General features: G+C 59.9%; 22 protein-coding genes. All 22 read left to right on the forward strand.

What is annotated here, in order from left to right; all coding sequences use genetic code 11:
- The first annotated feature begins 148 nt into the window (after positions 1-148).
- The 22 genes from ACYCAX_RS25835 to topA all read left to right on the forward strand — a co-directional run bounded on the left by ACYCAX_RS25835 (position 149) and on the right by topA (position 17,195).
- The gene (locus ACYCAX_RS25835) at positions 149-1,009 is read left to right on the forward strand and encodes a ParA family protein (RefSeq protein WP_460249158.1); all 861 of its coding nucleotides are present in this window, start codon (positions 149-151) and stop codon (positions 1,007-1,009) included.
- A gap of 1 nt (position 1,010) precedes the next feature.
- Complete coding sequence (locus ACYCAX_RS25840) at positions 1,011-1,802, forward strand: hypothetical protein (RefSeq protein ID WP_460249159.1); 792 nt, start codon at positions 1,011-1,013, stop codon at positions 1,800-1,802.
- A complete protein-coding gene (locus ACYCAX_RS25845; protein WP_460249160.1) occupies positions 1,799-2,518 on the forward strand; it encodes a hypothetical protein in 720 nt (239 codons plus the stop codon). The genes ACYCAX_RS25840 and ACYCAX_RS25845 overlap by 4 nt, the downstream gene beginning before the upstream one ends.
- 11 nt (positions 2,519-2,529) lie before the next feature.
- Positions 2,530-2,754 carry a hypothetical protein gene (locus tag ACYCAX_RS25850; RefSeq protein ID WP_460249161.1) on the forward strand — a complete coding sequence of 75 codons (225 nt, stop codon included), beginning with the start codon at positions 2,530-2,532 and terminating at the stop codon, positions 2,752-2,754.
- The gene (locus tag ACYCAX_RS25855; protein WP_460249162.1) at positions 2,754-3,452 is read left to right on the forward strand and encodes a DUF2786 domain-containing protein; all 699 of its coding nucleotides are present in this window, start codon (positions 2,754-2,756) and stop codon (positions 3,450-3,452) included. Before ACYCAX_RS25850 ends, ACYCAX_RS25855 begins: the two co-directional genes overlap by 1 nt.
- Positions 3,449-4,795: a replicative DNA helicase gene (gene dnaB / locus ACYCAX_RS25860; RefSeq protein ID WP_460249163.1), complete on the forward strand. Its 1,347-nt coding sequence runs from the start codon at positions 3,449-3,451 to the stop codon at positions 4,793-4,795. The genes ACYCAX_RS25855 and dnaB overlap by 4 nt, the downstream gene beginning before the upstream one ends.
- A complete protein-coding gene (locus ACYCAX_RS25865) occupies positions 4,792-4,980 on the forward strand; it encodes a hypothetical protein (RefSeq protein WP_460249164.1) in 189 nt (62 codons plus the stop codon). The genes dnaB and ACYCAX_RS25865 overlap by 4 nt, the downstream gene beginning before the upstream one ends.
- Complete coding sequence (locus ACYCAX_RS25870; RefSeq protein ID WP_448682380.1) at positions 4,970-5,485, forward strand: hypothetical protein; 516 nt, start codon at positions 4,970-4,972, stop codon at positions 5,483-5,485. The genes ACYCAX_RS25865 and ACYCAX_RS25870 overlap by 11 nt, the downstream gene beginning before the upstream one ends.
- The gene (locus ACYCAX_RS25875; protein WP_043273993.1) at positions 5,482-5,718 is read left to right on the forward strand and encodes a hypothetical protein; all 237 of its coding nucleotides are present in this window, start codon (positions 5,482-5,484) and stop codon (positions 5,716-5,718) included. Before ACYCAX_RS25870 ends, ACYCAX_RS25875 begins: the two co-directional genes overlap by 4 nt.
- Positions 5,711-6,208: a hypothetical protein gene (locus ACYCAX_RS25880; RefSeq protein WP_141678532.1), complete on the forward strand. Its 498-nt coding sequence runs from the start codon at positions 5,711-5,713 to the stop codon at positions 6,206-6,208. Before ACYCAX_RS25875 ends, ACYCAX_RS25880 begins: the two co-directional genes overlap by 8 nt.
- Positions 6,201-6,440 (forward strand): hypothetical protein, encoded by a 240-nt coding sequence (locus ACYCAX_RS25885; protein ID WP_043273991.1) that lies wholly within the window; start codon positions 6,201-6,203, stop codon positions 6,438-6,440. The genes ACYCAX_RS25880 and ACYCAX_RS25885 overlap by 8 nt, the downstream gene beginning before the upstream one ends.
- The gene (gene yejK / locus ACYCAX_RS25890) at positions 6,440-7,441 is read left to right on the forward strand and encodes a nucleoid-associated protein YejK (protein WP_460249165.1); all 1,002 of its coding nucleotides are present in this window, start codon (positions 6,440-6,442) and stop codon (positions 7,439-7,441) included. Before ACYCAX_RS25885 ends, yejK begins: the two co-directional genes overlap by 1 nt.
- 32 nt (positions 7,442-7,473) lie before the next feature.
- Positions 7,474-7,728: an Arc family DNA-binding protein gene (locus ACYCAX_RS25895; RefSeq protein WP_043273988.1), complete on the forward strand. Its 255-nt coding sequence runs from the start codon at positions 7,474-7,476 to the stop codon at positions 7,726-7,728.
- A gap of 2 nt (positions 7,729-7,730) precedes the next feature.
- Positions 7,731-9,452 carry a ParB family protein gene (locus tag ACYCAX_RS25900; RefSeq protein WP_460249166.1) on the forward strand — a complete coding sequence of 574 codons (1,722 nt, stop codon included), beginning with the start codon at positions 7,731-7,733 and terminating at the stop codon, positions 9,450-9,452.
- A 28-nt stretch (positions 9,453-9,480) separates the two neighbouring features.
- Positions 9,481-10,152, forward strand: a complete 672-nt coding sequence (locus ACYCAX_RS25905) for a DUF2857 domain-containing protein (protein WP_460249167.1) — start codon at positions 9,481-9,483, stop codon at positions 10,150-10,152.
- Positions 10,149-11,444: an STY4528 family pathogenicity island replication protein gene (locus tag ACYCAX_RS25910; protein WP_460249168.1), complete on the forward strand. Its 1,296-nt coding sequence runs from the start codon at positions 10,149-10,151 to the stop codon at positions 11,442-11,444. Before ACYCAX_RS25905 ends, ACYCAX_RS25910 begins: the two co-directional genes overlap by 4 nt.
- A gap of 411 nt (positions 11,445-11,855) precedes the next feature.
- Complete coding sequence (locus ACYCAX_RS25915) at positions 11,856-12,128, forward strand: hypothetical protein (RefSeq protein ID WP_460249169.1); 273 nt, start codon at positions 11,856-11,858, stop codon at positions 12,126-12,128.
- A gap of 111 nt (positions 12,129-12,239) precedes the next feature.
- Positions 12,240-12,977 carry a PFL_4669 family integrating conjugative element protein gene (locus ACYCAX_RS25920; RefSeq protein WP_460249170.1) on the forward strand — a complete coding sequence of 246 codons (738 nt, stop codon included), beginning with the start codon at positions 12,240-12,242 and terminating at the stop codon, positions 12,975-12,977.
- A 5-nt stretch (positions 12,978-12,982) separates the two neighbouring features.
- Positions 12,983-13,522 (forward strand): DUF3158 family protein, encoded by a 540-nt coding sequence (locus ACYCAX_RS25925; protein WP_460249171.1) that lies wholly within the window; start codon positions 12,983-12,985, stop codon positions 13,520-13,522.
- 13 nt (positions 13,523-13,535) lie between these two features.
- Positions 13,536-14,021: a single-stranded DNA-binding protein gene (locus ACYCAX_RS25930; protein ID WP_460249172.1), complete on the forward strand. Its 486-nt coding sequence runs from the start codon at positions 13,536-13,538 to the stop codon at positions 14,019-14,021.
- 957 nt (positions 14,022-14,978) lie between these two features.
- Positions 14,979-15,176 (forward strand): ribosome modulation factor, encoded by a 198-nt coding sequence (locus ACYCAX_RS25935; RefSeq protein WP_313463116.1) that lies wholly within the window; start codon positions 14,979-14,981, stop codon positions 15,174-15,176.
- 111 nt (positions 15,177-15,287) lie between these two features.
- The gene (topA, locus tag ACYCAX_RS25940) at positions 15,288-17,195 is read left to right on the forward strand and encodes a type I DNA topoisomerase (RefSeq protein ID WP_460249173.1); all 1,908 of its coding nucleotides are present in this window, start codon (positions 15,288-15,290) and stop codon (positions 17,193-17,195) included.
- Positions 17,196-17,302 lie beyond the last annotated feature (107 nt).

Here is a 17,302-nt window from a genome sequence, read left to right on the forward strand (position 1 = left end):
TGGTGGGTCGTGTAGGATTCGAACCTACGACCAATTGGTTAAAAGACAATTGGACTAGGAGCGTCTAGGAAGGGGTTCTCCGGCCCTGTGAATGCCCAGAGCTCTAGGCACGCAGCCTCTAATGCAACCCACATTAGAGGCATTTGTAATGAAAAAAGCAGGGATTATTTCCACCAAAGGCGGCACCGGCAAAACCACCAGCTCGACCAACCTGGGCGCTTTTGTCGCAGACGCTGGACTGCGCACCCTCCTGATCGACCTCGATCCGGTCCAACCCTCCGGCTCTTCTTACTACCCCCTGGCACATGAAGCTCCCGGCGGCCTTTACGACCTCCTAGCCTTCAATATCACCGATCCCGAACGGATTGTTTCCCGCACCAACATCCCCAACCTGGATGTGATTGTCTCGAACGACATCAACAACCAGCTGAACAACCTCCTACTCCAGGCTCCCGACGGACGGTTGCGACTCGCCAATCTGATGCCAGCTTTCGCTGACCAGTACGATTTGGTGCTGTTCGACACCCAGGGCGCGCGCTCGGCCATGCTGGAAATGGTCGTGCTTGCTTCCGATGTCGCCCTCTCCCCCCTGCCACCGAACATGCTGGCAGCCCGCGAATTCAATCGCGGCACCATGCACATGATGGCGGGACTTCATACTTACAGCCGCCTGGGGCTGAACATCCCCCACATACGCATCATTATCAACGGCCTTGATCAGACGGCAGACGCCCGCGAGATCCACAAAACCGTCCGGGAAGTCTTCGACGGCAATGCCGATGTCTCCGTGCTGGAGACCACCATCCCCCAGGCAGTCGTTTTCAAGAACGCCGCCTCTCAGGGCATTCCTGCCCATCGCCTCGAATACCGCCAACCCTCCAACCGCCAGGCGCCATCCGCTCTGAGCATCATCCGCAGCCTCGCAATCGAGGTTTTCCCAGAGTGGCGCGACCGCTTCGAGGCGATGACCGAGGAGAAGGTCGCCCAGATCGTCAGGGGAGTCCGCTGAGATGGCCAAGAAACCTATCGATATCACCCATGCCAGCGGGATCACCCCTGAAGTGGTGCTGAAGCTAGGCGAGCTGTATAGCGCCAAGGACCTCCGTAGCGTCCAGACAAAGCTGACCTCTGTTTCTGGTGAGCTTCGCAAGATCGGCCAACGCTGGACTACGAGATCCGGCCTATTGGGGCGACTCGGGGAGCACCTGACAGCAGACCAACGGCAGCTCCTGCTTGATGCCGCGCATCTGATCGACTCGGTCGGCAACAACGTCGTGCATGCCAAAGAAAAGCGCCAACGTACCGAGAAGGAAGCGCAACGGCGCCGGGAGGCTCGCGACAAGCGCGCCAAGCAACTGGTTGTTGCTGAATATCCCCTTCCAGCAGCTCCGAATGCCAATGAGGACCTGCTGGAGATCGTGAAAACCGCCCTGATTTACAACCGGGCGCGCGTTCTCCATACCTTCTACTCCCCCATTCAGTTCTGCCAAAAACACGGGCCAGACCTGGGCACTTCTGGGGTGCACTTCGGCACCAAGCGCGAACGAAATTACTCCGACCTTTTCTTCCAGATCACCTATCTACGGTCCGAACTGATCACCGCAATTCAGGAAGAGATCAGCTACGACGACGGTTCCGAAGTCGAAGAGCGCCTGGCTGCGATGAAACAGCGGGTGGCTGACCAGGTCAGCCAAGCTGCTTTGACCAACCAGGAGATGGAAGTAATCGAGCTTTGGCGCAAAGCGCTGAACAGCTTCACTCCGCCGCCGTCCTCGACGGCGGCGCAGGAGGGGCAGGCATGAACGGTGATGCCAAGAAGCCAGTCACGCTGGCAATGCTGCAGGGACGCCTAGCGACTATACAGCGCCAAGATGCGACTGCAGCCGATCTCCCCCTGAACGTCTCCATCAACGGAGTCGGCTTTGCACTTCACAGCAGCAACTTCCAGGTCTCCGAGAAGGGGTGCCTGGAGCTTTCTCTTTCCACCAAAGAAGTGCACTCGCCGGCGCTGTCTGGCAGCCAGGGCGCCCTGGGCGCGGTCCTCAAGACCATGGACCATGCTCGCGCCGAGCACTCCCTCCAGTTCGGCCCACTGCTCAGCTGCCCCTGCTGCGGATGCTTGGCTGAGCAAACTGACAGTGAATGTGGCCACCGCGTGGAATGCACCTGGTGCGGTCTGGCGACTGAGGTAGAGGTCGACGCTGCAGAAGCTCGTCGTACCTGGAACACCCGGGTGGAGCGCAGCAACGTTCCCTCTCAGGCAGACCGCCCTGCTGCCCAGTGCGAAGCGGACTTGATCGCGTGTGAGGCCCGTCAGGGACAGGCTTATTCGAGGGGCTTGGAACATATCGGAAGCCTGATAACCAAATTCCGCTACGCAATGCAGGAGTTTGCGGAGAAGGGCGGGAGCGAAAATCGCAGTAACGCAATTCACGCCGAGCAGGAGTTGCGTGAAGGCGTAATTGAGAGCTTCCGCGCGCTGACCAACGCCGCAGTGCTGGCTTCGGGAGGTGTGTGATGGCCGGGCATATGGAAAGAACTCGTAAGTGGTGCGGCGTTCCGGCCAAGCGCGGGATGCGAGTGCTCTACACCGGGTGCGGGAAGAAGGAGTTCGGCACCATCCGCAGCGCCAAGGATTGCCGACTGAACGTGCAGTTGGATGGCCTCAAGCACACCATGCCGTTCCATCCGACGTGGGAGCTGCAATACGAGCCTCGCGAGCCTCTCAGCACCTTGAGCGAGGGCCAGGCCTGATGGACAAGCAGAAAGTCCTGGACAAGGTGGCCAAGCTGATGGCTCTGGCCAACGCTAATGGTGCCACACCGAATGAAGTCGAAACTGCGCTCCGTCAGGCGCGCGCGCTCATGTCCCAGTACAACTTGGAGCATGAGGATATCCGCGCAAGCCTGGTTGACGAAGCCAGCGTCCCGACCCACACCCGCCGCTCTCCTGCAGACTGGCATCACTCGCTGGCCTTGGCCTGCGCGGAAGCCTTCGACTGCAGTCACCTCTCTTACTACCGCCACGGTCACGGCTATTGCTTCAAGTTTCTGGGCAAGGGTGTCGGCCCCGACCTGGCTGCGTATACCTACAGCAGCCTGCTCAACCAGCTGCAGAAGGCTCGCCGCGAGCACGTCGCCGAGCTAACTCGTTGTCAGCTGAAGACCAAGCGTCGCCGCGGCCAGCTATTCGCGGAGGGCTGGATTCGTGCCGTGGCCCAGAAGGTTGACCAGTTCGCCACGGGTATGAACCCCGAGACTCGCGCGGAGATCAGTGCCTATCTGAGCTTGCACCACCCGAACCTCCAGCACACCAACATCAGCTCGACGCCGGCCAAGGGCCATGATCGCAGCTCGTTGCACGCTGGCTGGGAGGCAGGCAAGAAAGCTCAGCTGCATCGCGGCGTTGGCCGGGACCGTCAGGCAGCGCTTGCGCACGGGGGTGCCAGATGAACCACCTGGACCTCTCCCCTCCTCATTCGATTGAAGCTGAGCAGGGTGTCCTTGGCGGGCTGATGCTCGACAACGAGGCATGGGACCTGGTCGGCGATCAGCTGCAGGAGGAGGACTTCTACCGTCGTGAGCACAAGCTGATTTTCAAAGCGATCAGTGACCTTGCTTCGAAGAACAGCCCCTTCGACATCGTCACTATCGGTGAAGCGCTGGAGGCTCATGAGGAAGTAGGCGGCCTGGCCTATTTGGCTGAGCTGGCCATGAACACTCCGTCGGTTGCGAATATCCAGCACTACGCTGCCATCGTGGGCAACCGGTCGCACCTTCGTCAGCTGATGACCCTGGGCTACCACTGCTCGCGCGCCGCTACTGACCAACAGGCTGATGCCAACGAGGTCCAGGAGTCGATCGAGCAGCAGCTGTTCGCGCTGGGTGAAGGCCGGTCGACCTCCGAGTTCGTGAACGTCCGCGACACAATGATCAAGGTCGTCGACCAGATCGATCAGAACTTCAACGGCAACGTCACGGTGACCGGGGTCTCAACTGGCCTGGACGATCTCGATGAGCTGACCTCGGGACTCCAGCCTGCCGACCTGGTCATAGTCGGCGCCCGCCCCTCGATGGGCAAAACCTCGTTCTGCTTGAGCATCGTCGACGCTGCGCTGAAGTCGCGCCCGGATCAGACGGTCCAGGTGTACAGCATGGAGATGCCAGCCCAGGCCCTGGTGTATCGGCTGCTCGCCATTCTTGGACGTATTGATCTCTCAAGGCTGCTGAAGGGCAGACTCGAGGAAGAGGACTGGCAAAAACTGACCGGCGCCGTGGCACGCATGGACGGGTATGGAACACGGCTGGTCATGGACGATACCGGCAACCTCACGCCGATGCAGCTTCGAGCCAAGGCGCGCCGAGCTGCTCGTCGCTACGGAAAACCGTCATTGATCATGGCCGACTACCTGCAGCTCATGCGCAGCCCCGGCCAAGAGAACAGAGCCAACGAGATCAGCGAGATCTCGCGCTCGCTGAAGGCCTTGGCGAAGGAGATGGATTGCCCGGTTATAGCCCTTTCCCAGCTGAACCGAGATCTCGAACGCCGTCCGAACAAACGCCCCATCTGCGCGGACCTCAGGGACAGCGGCGCCATCGAGCAGGACGCCGACCTGATCCTCTTCGTGTATCGGGACGAGGTGTACAACCCCGATACCGAGGCCAAAGGCATTGCAGAGCTGATCGTCGGAAAGAACCGTAACGGTCCGACCGGAACCGTCCGCACCGCCTTCATCCCCCAGCAGACGCGATTCGCCAATCTCAGTGCGCATGAGCTGCAAGGAGCATTCGCATGACGTCCAGTCAGCACTCCCCCATCACCCATTGGTGCCGCAACTGCGGGACTCACCATCCGCTGCAGAACGTACGCCAGTTCGTTCCGGCCGAAACCAGCCCTGAAGGCGAGATCGAGGTCCTCACCTGCCCCGTTTGCGGTAGCTACGACATCGAAGAACTGCAGGAGGTGGACCATGCGCGCTGATGGAGCTTTCCCTGCAATCGCGGCAGGCGTTCCGTTCGAAGACTCTGCTCTGGCCCACGCTCATCGCGCAGGCCTGAACGCCATCGAGCTCGACGCCATCAGCCAAGTCATCACTCGCCTTGGGCGTGACCACAGCACTGTCGCCCCTGCCGCTCTCCAAGATGAACTCAGGGAGTTCGAGAATCTGCAGTACATCGAGATCCTCGAAACGGAAGCAGGAACGCTGGAGCTCAGCCTGAAGGCACCGGGCGCGCTGCTCTCCAACTACTTCTGGTCTGTCTGGGTTCCCAAGTACCTGTTCAGTTGCTCGCTCAAGGTCGGAGTTATCCCCTCCCTGCCTGGCCAGGGGGAAGTTCATCACTGCACAGTGGTGTTCCGCATCCCCGGCGCCAGGGAAGCCGCACGCGAGTTTCTGACCGAACTGGCGACGCGCTATCCGGGTGAATCCCCTGAAATCGTGGCTGTCCAGGCCGGCGATGCACTCAACCAGGAGGTCGCACCATGAGCGCAACCTCCCGCGAGTGCGTAGTGAAATTCGACGGAGCTGGGTTCTTCACCAACACCGTGAAAGGCAAGCGCGCAAGCTGCACCTGGAGCGATCAGATCGCTGCACAGCGCCTGGCCGACCGCCTCTTCGGCGAAGGCCAAGGTGTGATCGCCAAGCTGCCGGCGCAGCCTGGTGACAAAGCGAACTACATCGAGAGCCGCTGGAGTCTGAGCGGAGGTCGTGATGTCTGAGATCACCACCTTCCGCCCACTGCACCGTATCCACAACAACGAGCTACGCCTTGAGCTGCTGCTGCGTGCTGGTCCCACGTGGATCTGCATGCACTGCGGTTATCACCTGGACGGTGGCGGCGAGATGCCTTGCCCGGACTGCGGAAAATGCCGCACGTGGACCAGCGGCTGGAACGTGGAGCGCGGCCACCGGTTCTGGCCTTGCCGCCAGGACTGGGAGGCACGCTTGTTCACCCAGTTCCGAGCGACTGCAGCTGAAGTCTGCCCTGCAGGCGCCGGCGGTGCTCTGGTCCTCGAGCAGCTGCAGGAAGAAGTGCAACTGCTCCGCTCATCGCATGACGAGATTGCCTGCCAACGGCACCAACTGGATAAGCACCTGAAGCGCTTGGTAGAGCGCCTCCTCGAGGCAGCTCGCACCGGAACCCTTCCAGCAGGCCTGCAGGACATGGAGACCTGGCTTCAGCAGCAGGAGGAAACCGCTAATGCGTAATTTCCTCCGCGGTGCCCAAGAAGGCTTGAAACGCCTGGTCATCACTGCTGAACAACTCGGATGGAGCGCAAGCCGCACCGCCGGCGGCCACGTCAAATTCAGCAAGCCTGGCCGGCTGCCCATCTTCACCTCTTTCACCGCCAGCGACTGCCATTCGGCCCTCAACGCTCTCGCGCGCCTCCGCCGCGCCGACGTTCAGGCGGCCCAGTCGTCCTGTCAGGAGATCATCTAATGCCCATTCGTCACGCCATCGTCCACCTGATCGACAAGAAGCCCGACGGCAACCCATCTGCACTGCATATCAGTGGTGTCGAGCTGGTCGATTCCCAGGCTATGGAAAACCTCATGGCCGACCTCAACGAGAGCTACAACGCCAAGCCGAACAAGGCCTGGGGCCTTTTCCATGGCGAATCCGGCGCCTACCCGCTAAGCGGTTGGCTGAACGAGTTCCTGGTTGGCAGCATGGACTTTGTCGAGTTCAGCCGCCATGCAGTGGAACAGCTCGCGCATTTGATGGAGGAGTCCAATCTCTCCACTGGCGGCCACGTGCTGTTCTGCCATTACCAGCAAGGCATGACCGACTACCTGTCCATCGCCCTCCTCCACCACAGCGAAGGAGTGGCGGTGACCGAGGCGCTAGAAGTAACTCCCTCGCGCCATCTTGACCTCAGCAAGCTGCACATGGCCGCGCGGATCAACATCTCCGAGTGGCAGAACAACAAGACGTCCAAGCAGTACATCTCGTTCATCAGGGGCAAAAGCGGAAAGAAGGTCTCGGACTACTTCTGCGACTTCATCGGCTGCACCGAGGGCGTCGACGGCCCGAGCGAGACCCGCACCCTGCTCAAGGCCTTCAGCGACTTCGCGGAAAGCGAAGACCTGCCTGAAGAACAGGCCCGCGAGAAAACCGACGTGCTGGTGGACTACGCCACCAGCCAGGCCAAGATCGGTGAGCCGATGGCCCTGGACGCGCTCTCGGAATTGATGGATGACCAGGCGCCGCGCGCCTTCTACGACTACATCCGCAACAAGGACTACGGCCTGTCTCCGGAGATCCCGGCGGACAAGCGCACTCTCAACCAGTTCCGCCGCTTCACGGGCCGCGCCGAGGGATTGTCGATCAGCTTCGAGGCGCACCTGCTGGGTAGCAAGGTCGAGTACGACAGAGAGCGCGACGTGCTGACCATTCGAGGCCTCCCGACCCAGCTGCACGATCAGCTGAAGCGTCGCTGAGAAACCTGCCGCCAGAATTCCGGAGAAATGACATGAGCGCTGATCGCCAAACCGCCACCAAAGAGCCCGAAGACAAATTCGTAGTCCGCATGCCCTGTGGGATGAAAAGCCGCATTGCCGAGCTGGCCAAGGACAACGACCGATCCTTGAATCGCGAGATCCTTCATCGCCTGGAGCGCGTTGACGAACTGGAGTCGCAGATCCAGCGAGCCAACCAGGTCATCGACCGGCTGCTGTCCCAGCAGCCTACTGGTGCCGACTCCGCCAACGACGCGCGGGGACTGTAATCATGGCCGAGCCGATCTCCCTGAAAGACGCCATGCTCAAGCCCGGCTTCCAGCCGCAGGCCGCTCCCGTGGCGCAACTCAGCGATCCCGTCGTTGACACCCCGATGGTGCTGACGCTGGATGACGTCCTTCCGTATGACGACAACCCTCGGACGACTCGCAACCCGAAGTACGAGGAAATCAAAGCCTCCATCAAGGCCCGTGGCCTTGATACGCCCCCACCTGTAACTCGCCGACCAGGCGAACAAAAGCATCGTATTCGCAACGGGGGCAACACTCGCCTGGCCATCCTGAAAGAGCTCTACCAGGAGACCGGCGACGAGCGTTTTTATCGTTTCCACTGCCTGTTCCGTCCTTGGGACAAAACCCGTGGAGAGGTTCTCGCTCTGGTAGGTCACCTGGCCGAAAACGATGTGAAGGGCGATCTCAAGTTCATTGAGCGCGCTGTCGGTATCGATAAGGCAAAGGCTCACTATGAATCTGAAGCTGGAGAGCCCGTTGGCATTCGCGAATTGTCGCGCCGCCTTACAGCCGATGGCTACCCGGTCTCCCACCCGCACATCAGCAAGATGCTGGATACCATCCGATATCTCCTACCGGCCATCCCGGGGATGCTCTACAGCGGGTTGGGTAAACCCCAGATCGAGAAACTGCTGTCGCTTCGAAAAACATCCTCCGCTTGCTGGGAAAAGCACTACAAGGGGGAGGCAATTGAATTCGAGATGCTCTTCCAGGATGTGCTGGCCCAATTCGAAGGTGATGCCGATGAGTTTCTTTTCCAGCGTTTCCAGGATGAGCTGATTGGCCAAATGAAGGGGCCTCTCGGCCTCGGCTACGAAGACGTGCTGCTCGAGATCACCCAGCAGCAGGATCAACTGCGCCGTACTACGCCGGTTGTCGAAGTTCCATCCCCCCCGCCGCCACCTCAAGTTGCCGAAACCGGCGGGACTGGCACGCAGGTGCCCGCTCTGCCGCCTCAGGCAACCAGCAAGAACTCACCTGCGACCATCCCTCCGGCCCAGCCAAAACAGCAGGAAACGCGGACCACCACACCTCCTGATAGCAGCCAGATGACGGCCCAGGAGCGTCAGGCACGCATCGAGGGTCACGTCGCTTCCCCCGCGAACATCAGCTCTCGCGTGGTGGAAATGAAACAGAAGATGGCCGCGCTGGATGGAGAGCAGCTGCCTGACTTCAATTCCAACGCGCTCGTATCCATCCCGGTCCAGGCCGGAGGGCTCCACCCCATCAGCGACCTCTGGTACATCGAGCGTGAGATCGACACTGCGGACCAACTGCGCAAGCACATCGCCAACCTGGCTGTGGAGATTCTCCAGGCCGTTGACGCCCCCGGCGACATCTTTGAGGTAGATGGCGGTATCGGTTTTTCCTACCGGCAGCCCCAGGAAGAAATTGAAATCACTGCGACTGCACATCACACGGTGACGCTTCTGCAGTCACTTAGCGGTGCAACAGCGATCGCTCTGAAACTGCTGGAAGATCAGCCTGAAGCCCGCGATGGCCTCATGGAATTCGAATTCGCTGCCGGTCTCGGCCAACTGCTCCTCGGGCAACCGATGGCAAAGGACCAAGCCCCGGATGATCGCGGACGCCTGAGCGACGGTGCTCTGGTCAAGTTGTTCAGGATTGTGCGCCTCGCCCGTCGTCTCATCGACCTGGAGATCCAGGAGCACACCCAGAACACACCTGCTCTCGACAGCTGATTGCGGACGATTACGGGAGGGAATCGCAATGTCCAAGTCGCCAATAAACGAAGCTGTGCTGTCGCAGATCTTGAATCTGATGCGCAATGGCCAGCTGAATCGCTGCATCGAGATGGGGCTTGCCCCTGAGGTTCTGGGCCAAATCCAGCACCCCACCATTATGAGCCTGCTACTCAACACCCCGGTTACCTGGGCCAAGGTCAGCATCGACGAGGCTATCGTCATGAAGCTGATCTCCGGCGCCGCGCGCTCCGAGGAAGAAATGCGGCTGATCGAACGCGCAATTCGCCTGGGAGCAACCACAAATCTGCTCAACAAGTTCTTCGGACTGTCGCCTCAAGAAATTGCTCTGCAGCGGGCAGTCATTGGGGTGAAGACGCCACGAGGCCGTTGGCCAGAGCTGTCTGAAGACCAGGATCACCTGGTCTGGCACAGGTGGGTACATCTCATGGAGGAGAACCAGGTCGACCTGGCTGACAGCTTGGCCATGCTCGATGTTGCAATGCTCGTAGCCGAAGAACTGATCACCGATGGCCTGACGCTGGCTCAGATCTGGCACCGCATCACGAACTGGATCAGCCAAGGAGTCTATCCGCCCAACAAGGAGAACCCTTGGCGCCACAGTGCTCAGATGCTGTTGCTCCATGACCAACAACAGGTGGTGGCCGTCACCTCCGAGGAAGGCGACAAAGCAAGATGAAGCTCGCCCGGTTCCCCATTTCGACGCTCCTAGATTCGGCCTCGGGACATCTCGAGGCCCATCTACAAAAGAAGAGAGCACAGGAGACCGCCACGCAGTCAGCCTCCCCTTCGCAGTACGCCGGGATCATCTTCAGCGGGAATCCTCATGAGACGGTTCCGCGAAAACTGCTGCTCGACAATCGCCTGACACCTCTAGAAAGGAACTGCTGGCAGGTCTTTCGATTGCTCGTCAATGAAGACGGCGTCACTGCTTTCCCCACCTACGATCAACTCCGTCCCTATTTGGGGATGAACCCCGGGAAACATGCATCTAGGGAAACAGTGTCGAAAGCGCTGACCGTGCTCCGGCTCACCCGATGGCTGAGCCTTGGGCGCAGGGTGCGCAATGAAGTAAGCGGCCAGGTCCAGGGCAACGTTTATCTCCTACACGACGAGCCTGTAACCCCCGCTGAAGCACTTGAGTTCGACAAGGACTACATGCAGCTGGTTCTCCAGTCTATGGAGCACCAGAACAAAGCCATCAAGGAAGTGGCAGAAATCTCCTGGCGCGAATTCACCAGTGACCCGGATGTTGGTCGCCGCTTGCCGACGCACATAGACACGATTGCTGAGCGCCTCAATGGTCAGGCATGGGCAGTCGAGAGCAAGCTGCAAGCCCTTCCTGCTCCTGAGTTCGGAATCCGAACTCAGTATGAAATCACCGAGTCGTCACTGGGTTCGGATTCCGAACTCAGTGCGAACCCCGTGAAACAAGGCGCTCTGCCACTGGGTTCGGAATCCGAACCCAGTGGAAATTCGCCGAGTACACCCATAGTTCGGAATCCGAACTCATATAGTACGTATACAGATACACACAAAGATGTTTGTAAAAGCTCTGTACTTCCCGCGGGGAATCCAGGGAATGCCGCGGCCAACTGGCTGATTGCCCTGGAGTTGCTCAGCGCGGAGGACAGATCCAAAGCCCGTTCGATCATGCAAACAGTCCCAGACGACCTGCGAGAGGCCGTGATGGGGCAATGGGCACATCGGTGCATCGAACGCGAAGTCAGCAAGCCTATGGCTTACCTGTCATCACTTGCTACACGAGCCATTCGCGGCGACTTCAACGCCGACTGGCAACCTAGTCCGCAACCGCAGTCCAAGGTGATCCAGGCACAACCAGCAGCCCCTGCAACGTCAGGTGCCCGTCCTCAGTCCCCGCCATCCAAAGCTGGTATGCAGACTGCCAAATCGGCAATGAGCACGATCTGGCAACAGCTGAAGCCGAGGCAAGGAGGATCTACCGATTGATGAGCCACAGCGTCCGGGCCAACCACGCGGCGAGACCAGAGTTGCATTGGCAACTCTCCCCCACGTCCGTGCTATCGGCGCCGACGTCGACCAGGGTGGTTCCACTGGAACCACCCATCCAAGACCCGGGCATTGATGCTGACGTCAACCTGGGATGGTTCCACTGGAACCACTCGACCAGAACCTGGGCATCGGCGCCGAACACGAGCTGGGTGGTACGTCCCGTACCACTCGACCAGAAACTGGACGACGGCACCGACGGCATGCTGCTGGTGGCACTGGCAAAATGGGATCAGGATCCCGACCGTCGGCGCCGACGGCGAGTTGGGTGGTTCCACTGGAACCACTCGACCTGGACCTGGACCTCGGCGCCGAGGTCGACCTGGGCGGCGCCACTGGAGCCACATTGAGATGAGTCGATACAGCTCCGTATTTTCGGTCGTAATGTGGTTGGAAAAAGCCACCACCAGCGCTGCCCACTGTGAAAACTGGAGGCTTATCCATCAACCGGAGCTTCCCATGCAACAAAGGCAATTACTCATCGAGCAGGCACTGTTCGCGCTATTCGCACTGGTCGCACTTTCGCCTTACCTTCGCAGCTGGAAAACATGGTTTGTTCTACTCGCCGGCGGTGTGTTGCTGGCTTGGATCTGGGCGCCGTTTGGGACGTTTTGGCAGGGGTAGTAAAGGCAACAACAAAATCGAGTTTGGCGGGCTGAGCATTTCCTGCTGCGGCAGATCCCGCTGATTAGGAGCATGGGCACGTTCCTCAACCTTAATAAGGAAACCGTGCCCATGGCTGACAACTACCAGCTCAACATTGGCTCCTTACGGAGTGCTGTTGAGCTCACCCTCCACACGCACCACGCAGCGCGAATCTGGATGGGCCGCCCTCAGACTGAAGGCAAGCCCAGCATCCTCGGACTGGCAGGCTTCTGCTCGAAGATGAATCAGATGTCGCGTGGTGCCTCTCAGGACGATCCCTACTCCGACTGGTGGATGATCCGGCTCGAGGAGAAGATCAACGAGTCGGACGAAGCCTTGAAGGTCATCGACAAGCGCCTGGACGATGTCATGGCCCAGTTGCCTTCGATGATCACCATCGGCAATAACCTCTCGATCCAGCCCGTCAAGCTGCCTCTCTTCATCTCCAACCCATTGGGCTTCAAGGCGGTCTACCTGCTGACCTCCTACGACGAGATCGTTCGACGCATCCTCCTGGCTCAGCACGTTGGTCTCATCGGCCGGCGCGACATGGAGCTGTGGATCGACGAAGGCGCCCGCGTTCTTCGTAGCCTCTTCGGCCTGGCCCAGCTCTATCGCTTTTCCGGTGCATGCCGCGACGACTTTGCCGCCAACAACGCCAAGGCCGAGCAGGCGCGGAAAATGTACGAGCGTCATGGCGAGATTCCTCAGGACATCCTGGAGGGCACCCGACGATCTTCCTTCGCCCCACCGATCACTCGCGGTCAACCACAACCGCGCGAACCCTTCTCCGATGACCACGAAGATCTCGACCTCGGAGAGGACTGATCACCATGCTGCCGCAGAATCGCTCGGAGCATGGGCTGCAACAGACTCTCTTCCGACCACTGCAACAGACTGCCTATCAGGGGCTGCAACAGAGTGCCTCACTAAAAGGCCTTTTAAGGCCCTTTAAAGGTAAGGGGGAGATGACCCAGTTAGCTGAGCAATGCCAGGCGTTGGAGGTCGGTCTGAAGGAGCTTGCCCAGGAAGTGCTGGCCCAGGTCCGCCGTCATCCTTTCAGTTTGCTGCCCGTCCGCCTGATAGAGCAGAACACCCAGGCCGGCACCACTTTCCTTCGCTGGCAGCACATCCAGTCCCGAAAGATGGGGGTGGGCATCTGGGCGGAGATGCTGCGGCAACCCAAGACTCCATCCCACCTGCTGCAGGACCTGCTCGCCCTCGAGCAGCAACGAATCATCCTCAACATGCAGATGAGCCTCATCCACTCCATCGCCAAACAGGCCGCCGAGTGCGCAGAGAAGATGGGCCAGGCCGAGGCCGAGTACCTGGTTCGCCTGCAGCAGAACACGAACCCATCGCAACACAACTGACCGGAGAACCACCATGAGCACACCCGTAGTATGGGAAGGCAACATCGGCTCCCTGCCCGAGTACAAGAGCTTCCCCAACGGTAACAATGGCCCGCGACAACTGCTGCGTCTCAACATCATGTTCGACAACTCGATCCCGGACGGCCAAGGTGGCTATAAAGACCGTGGAGGGTTCTGGTGCAACGTCGAGTGGTGGCACCAGGATGCCGAGCGCTTCGCCTCTGTGTTCCAGAAAGGCATGCGGGTCCTGGTCCAGGGGCGCGCCATCATGGACAGCTGGAAGGACAAACAAACTGGCGAGGAGGTCCAGGCACTGAAGGTCGAGGCGAGCCGAGTTGCGGTCCTCCCCCATCGGATTGCCCAGGTCTCGCTCCTGGCCTCCGGGGCCGGCCAACAGCAACAGCAGAATCCTCGGACTGATCGTCAGCCGCCGGCGCCACAGCACCCTACCCAGGACATGCGCGACTACGACGGATTTGACGACGACATTCCCCTGTGACTCCCTCCTTAATTTAGCGCGCCCCTTCGCGAGGCTACCGGGGACAAGGACGTCCCATCGCGTAGCTCCTGTACCACTTAATCACTCCCGCTTCCGGAAATGCATAATGTGAGGCGGCCCGTCGCGAAGCTGCAGGTGGCAAGAACTTTGCTCCGTCATCCATGTCTTCAGTCCAACCTCCAATAGCAACCGCCATGGCCCAATTGTTGAACAAGCCCATCACCCCTTCCGAGCTCGAGCTAGTCGAGCTCTATCGCAAGCTGAGCAAAGAGCAGCAGGCTCTACTCCTTCCCATTCTTCAGGACCGTGTGAACGGTAAGCTTTCGAACACCGAGTTCCTGGGCCAACTGCGTCAAATCCCCTCGCAGATAGACCAGCGATAAATCGCGCCCCTTCGTGAAGCTCCCTCGCCAAGAACAGCTGAGTCGTGGCGTTTCACCTCATATCCACCCCACAACTGTTTCCCGTAACACATCGCCCTTGCTTGAATTGATCGTGTTGCAGCCTGCATCACTCAGGCAGGCCCTGACCTCTGCGCGGGCGGTTGGACAACTGGTTCCACTGGAACCACTCGACCAGACTCGAACTATCGGCCCCGATGGCAGGCAAGCTGGTTCCACTGGAACCACTCAACCAGGAGCACAGTGGCAGTGTTGGCGCCAACGGCAGCCTGAGTGCTTCGGCCCGAACCAGCCGGGCCGAAAGGGGGGCGCTGCAAGCAGCGCCTGCCCAGGTCTTTTGTAGAACAATCCTGCAGAGTGAGGGAAATCCACTGCCTCACAGTGCGCATTTCCGGGTGTTTTCCGCCCTGAACAAGCCGAGCCTTGCATCAAAACGAGCGTTGCCAAGCCATACTCAGCAAAAACGCGCCACATAGTGAAGCCGCTGGGTACATCGACAAGGATTCCGGTCAGTAGGCTGCCCAGCAGCGCCAACCTCAATCACGGGAGGCCATCTGTGTCAGATCAAAGCGCGCCAGAGCAAAAGGTCGATAGGAGGCACTTCAACAACCCTCACCTGACCATCGCAGCCGCTGGTGCAGAAGCTGCGCAGAAAGGGCTTCCCGTACATGCCTGCCCCTACAAGCACCCCGCGATGTTGGCCAGCTGGCTGAAAGGGTACCGGCAGGCCCAGCAGCTGACGCTGGACCTCTAGTCCACAACGACCCTCCCGCCGAATTCACCCCGCCTCTAATGCCCATTTCGCGTTGAACCAGACAAGGCCGGCAGCAACAGTGCGGCCTGGATCAACGGATAGGGGCACCCCATGAAACTCATGATCATCGAGGCGCCGGGCAAGCTGAAGAAGCTCGGTCCCATGATGAAGAAGCTGCGCCCTGGCGAGGACTGGATGGTAGTCGCCAGCGGCGGTCACATCCGCGACCTGCCGGAGAAGGGCCAGGACAGCACCATGATCACCACGGGCGTGCTCAAGAACCTGCGCCCCGTGTACGAAGTGCTGCCCAAGAGCCAGCGCAACGTGAAAAGCATGCGCGATGCCCTGAAGAAAGCCACTGAGATCTACATCGCCACTGACAATGATCGTGAAGGTGAATCAATTGCTTGGCACATCCAGCAGACGCTTGGCATCCGTGATTACAAACGCATCGCTTTCAACCAGATCACCCAGTCAGCCGTTCGAGAGGCTCTGGCGAACCCGCGGAAGATCGATCTCCCCCTGGTTGCGTCACAGGAATGCCGGCGCGTTCTGGACCGTCTGGTGGGCTACCTCGTAACGCAGGAGCTCCGACGCACTCTCGGTGAGCCCACGTCTGCAGGGCGCGTCCAATCTGTCGCCGTCTACATCGTGCTCATGCGCGAGCGCGAGATTCGCAACTTCAAGGTCATTCACCACTTCGGCGTGGACCTGACCTTTCTGGATGAGGCGACCAAGCAGGAATGGAAGGCAGAGTGGGTGACCGTTCCTGACTTTGCAACTGAGGAGCACCCTTACGTCCAGGACGGCACACTGGCCAGCCAGGTCGCTGGGACGCGCGCCGTAATCGTCGAATCCTGTTCCGACAGCAAGAAACGCCGCGGGCCACCCGCGCCCTTCATCTCATCGTCGATGCAGCAGGCGGCCAGCGTGGCCTTGGGGTGGGATCCGGACAAGACCATGATGATTGCCCAAAAGCTCTACGAGCAGGGCGTCATCAGCTATCACCGTACTGATAACCCCAACCTGGATGACGATGCGATGGCGCATCTGAAGGCTGTTGCACGCCAGATGGGGCTGGAAGCAGTCGAGGAGCGCCGGGTATTCCAAGCCGGCGATGCCGCCCAGCAAGGCCACCCGGCCATCGCGCCGACCAGTTGGGATGATGAGACAGCGGGCGAGACGCCCGATGAGCAGTCGCTCTACAAACTCATCCGAATTCGCGCGCTGGCCAGCCAGCTTGCGGACGCTATCTACGACGTGCGCACCGTAAAGCTATTGGCCAAGGGGCCGGATAGTCGCCCACTGCGCTTCGCCGCAACTGGTAGCACCATTTCCTACCTCGGCTGGAAGAAGCTGCTCAAGGGCGATGACGCTGAAGAAGACAAGGCCGAGCCTGCGAAGAATCCGGTCCCGAAACTGGAGCCGAGGCAGATCCTCCCGGTTCACCAGGGTGAAGTGCTTAGCCAGAAGACGAAGGCGCCGCCGCGCTTCACCAAGGCCAGCCTGGTCAAGGAGTTGGAGCGATTGGGAATTGGCCGCCCAAGTACCTTCGCCGCAATCGTCAAGAACATCACTGGCAAGGGCCTGGTCGTCGAGGAAAAGCGCAAGTTGGTCCCTGGTCCGCTGGGGGAGAAAACTATCGCCAAGCTGGAAGGCAACTTCACCTTCCTGCAGCTGGAGTTCACCAGCAGCATGGAGAAGGACCTGGACAAGATCGCCCAGGGCCAAGAGACGTACAGCTCCGTCGTGGCCCGGTTCTATGAGCACCTCGGGGCGGAGCTCCAGAAGCTGCAGACTCAACCGTCCGCCATCATGCAACGAGGCGCTACCGTACCGGCTTCACGGCCGACCAGCAGCGATTACAAGTGCGGCAAATGCGGGGAACCGCTCGTCCGCAAGCAGAAACCTGGGCAATACGATTTCTGGGGCTGCACGGGATACAGGTCTTCCGGATGCAAGGTGGCCTACCCCTCGGTCAAGGGCAAACCTGATATGGACAATCCGCGCGGGATGTAGGGGACTAGAGCCCATCCGCGTCCGCGAATTCCGCACTCTCCAGGTGTCTATTTCCCCTGTCCCCACCACAACCCACCTGACAGCCTGCATGCTCCTCGAGGAGCATG

The sequence above is a fragment of the Pseudomonas sp. MT3 genome (genome assembly GCF_054720805.1).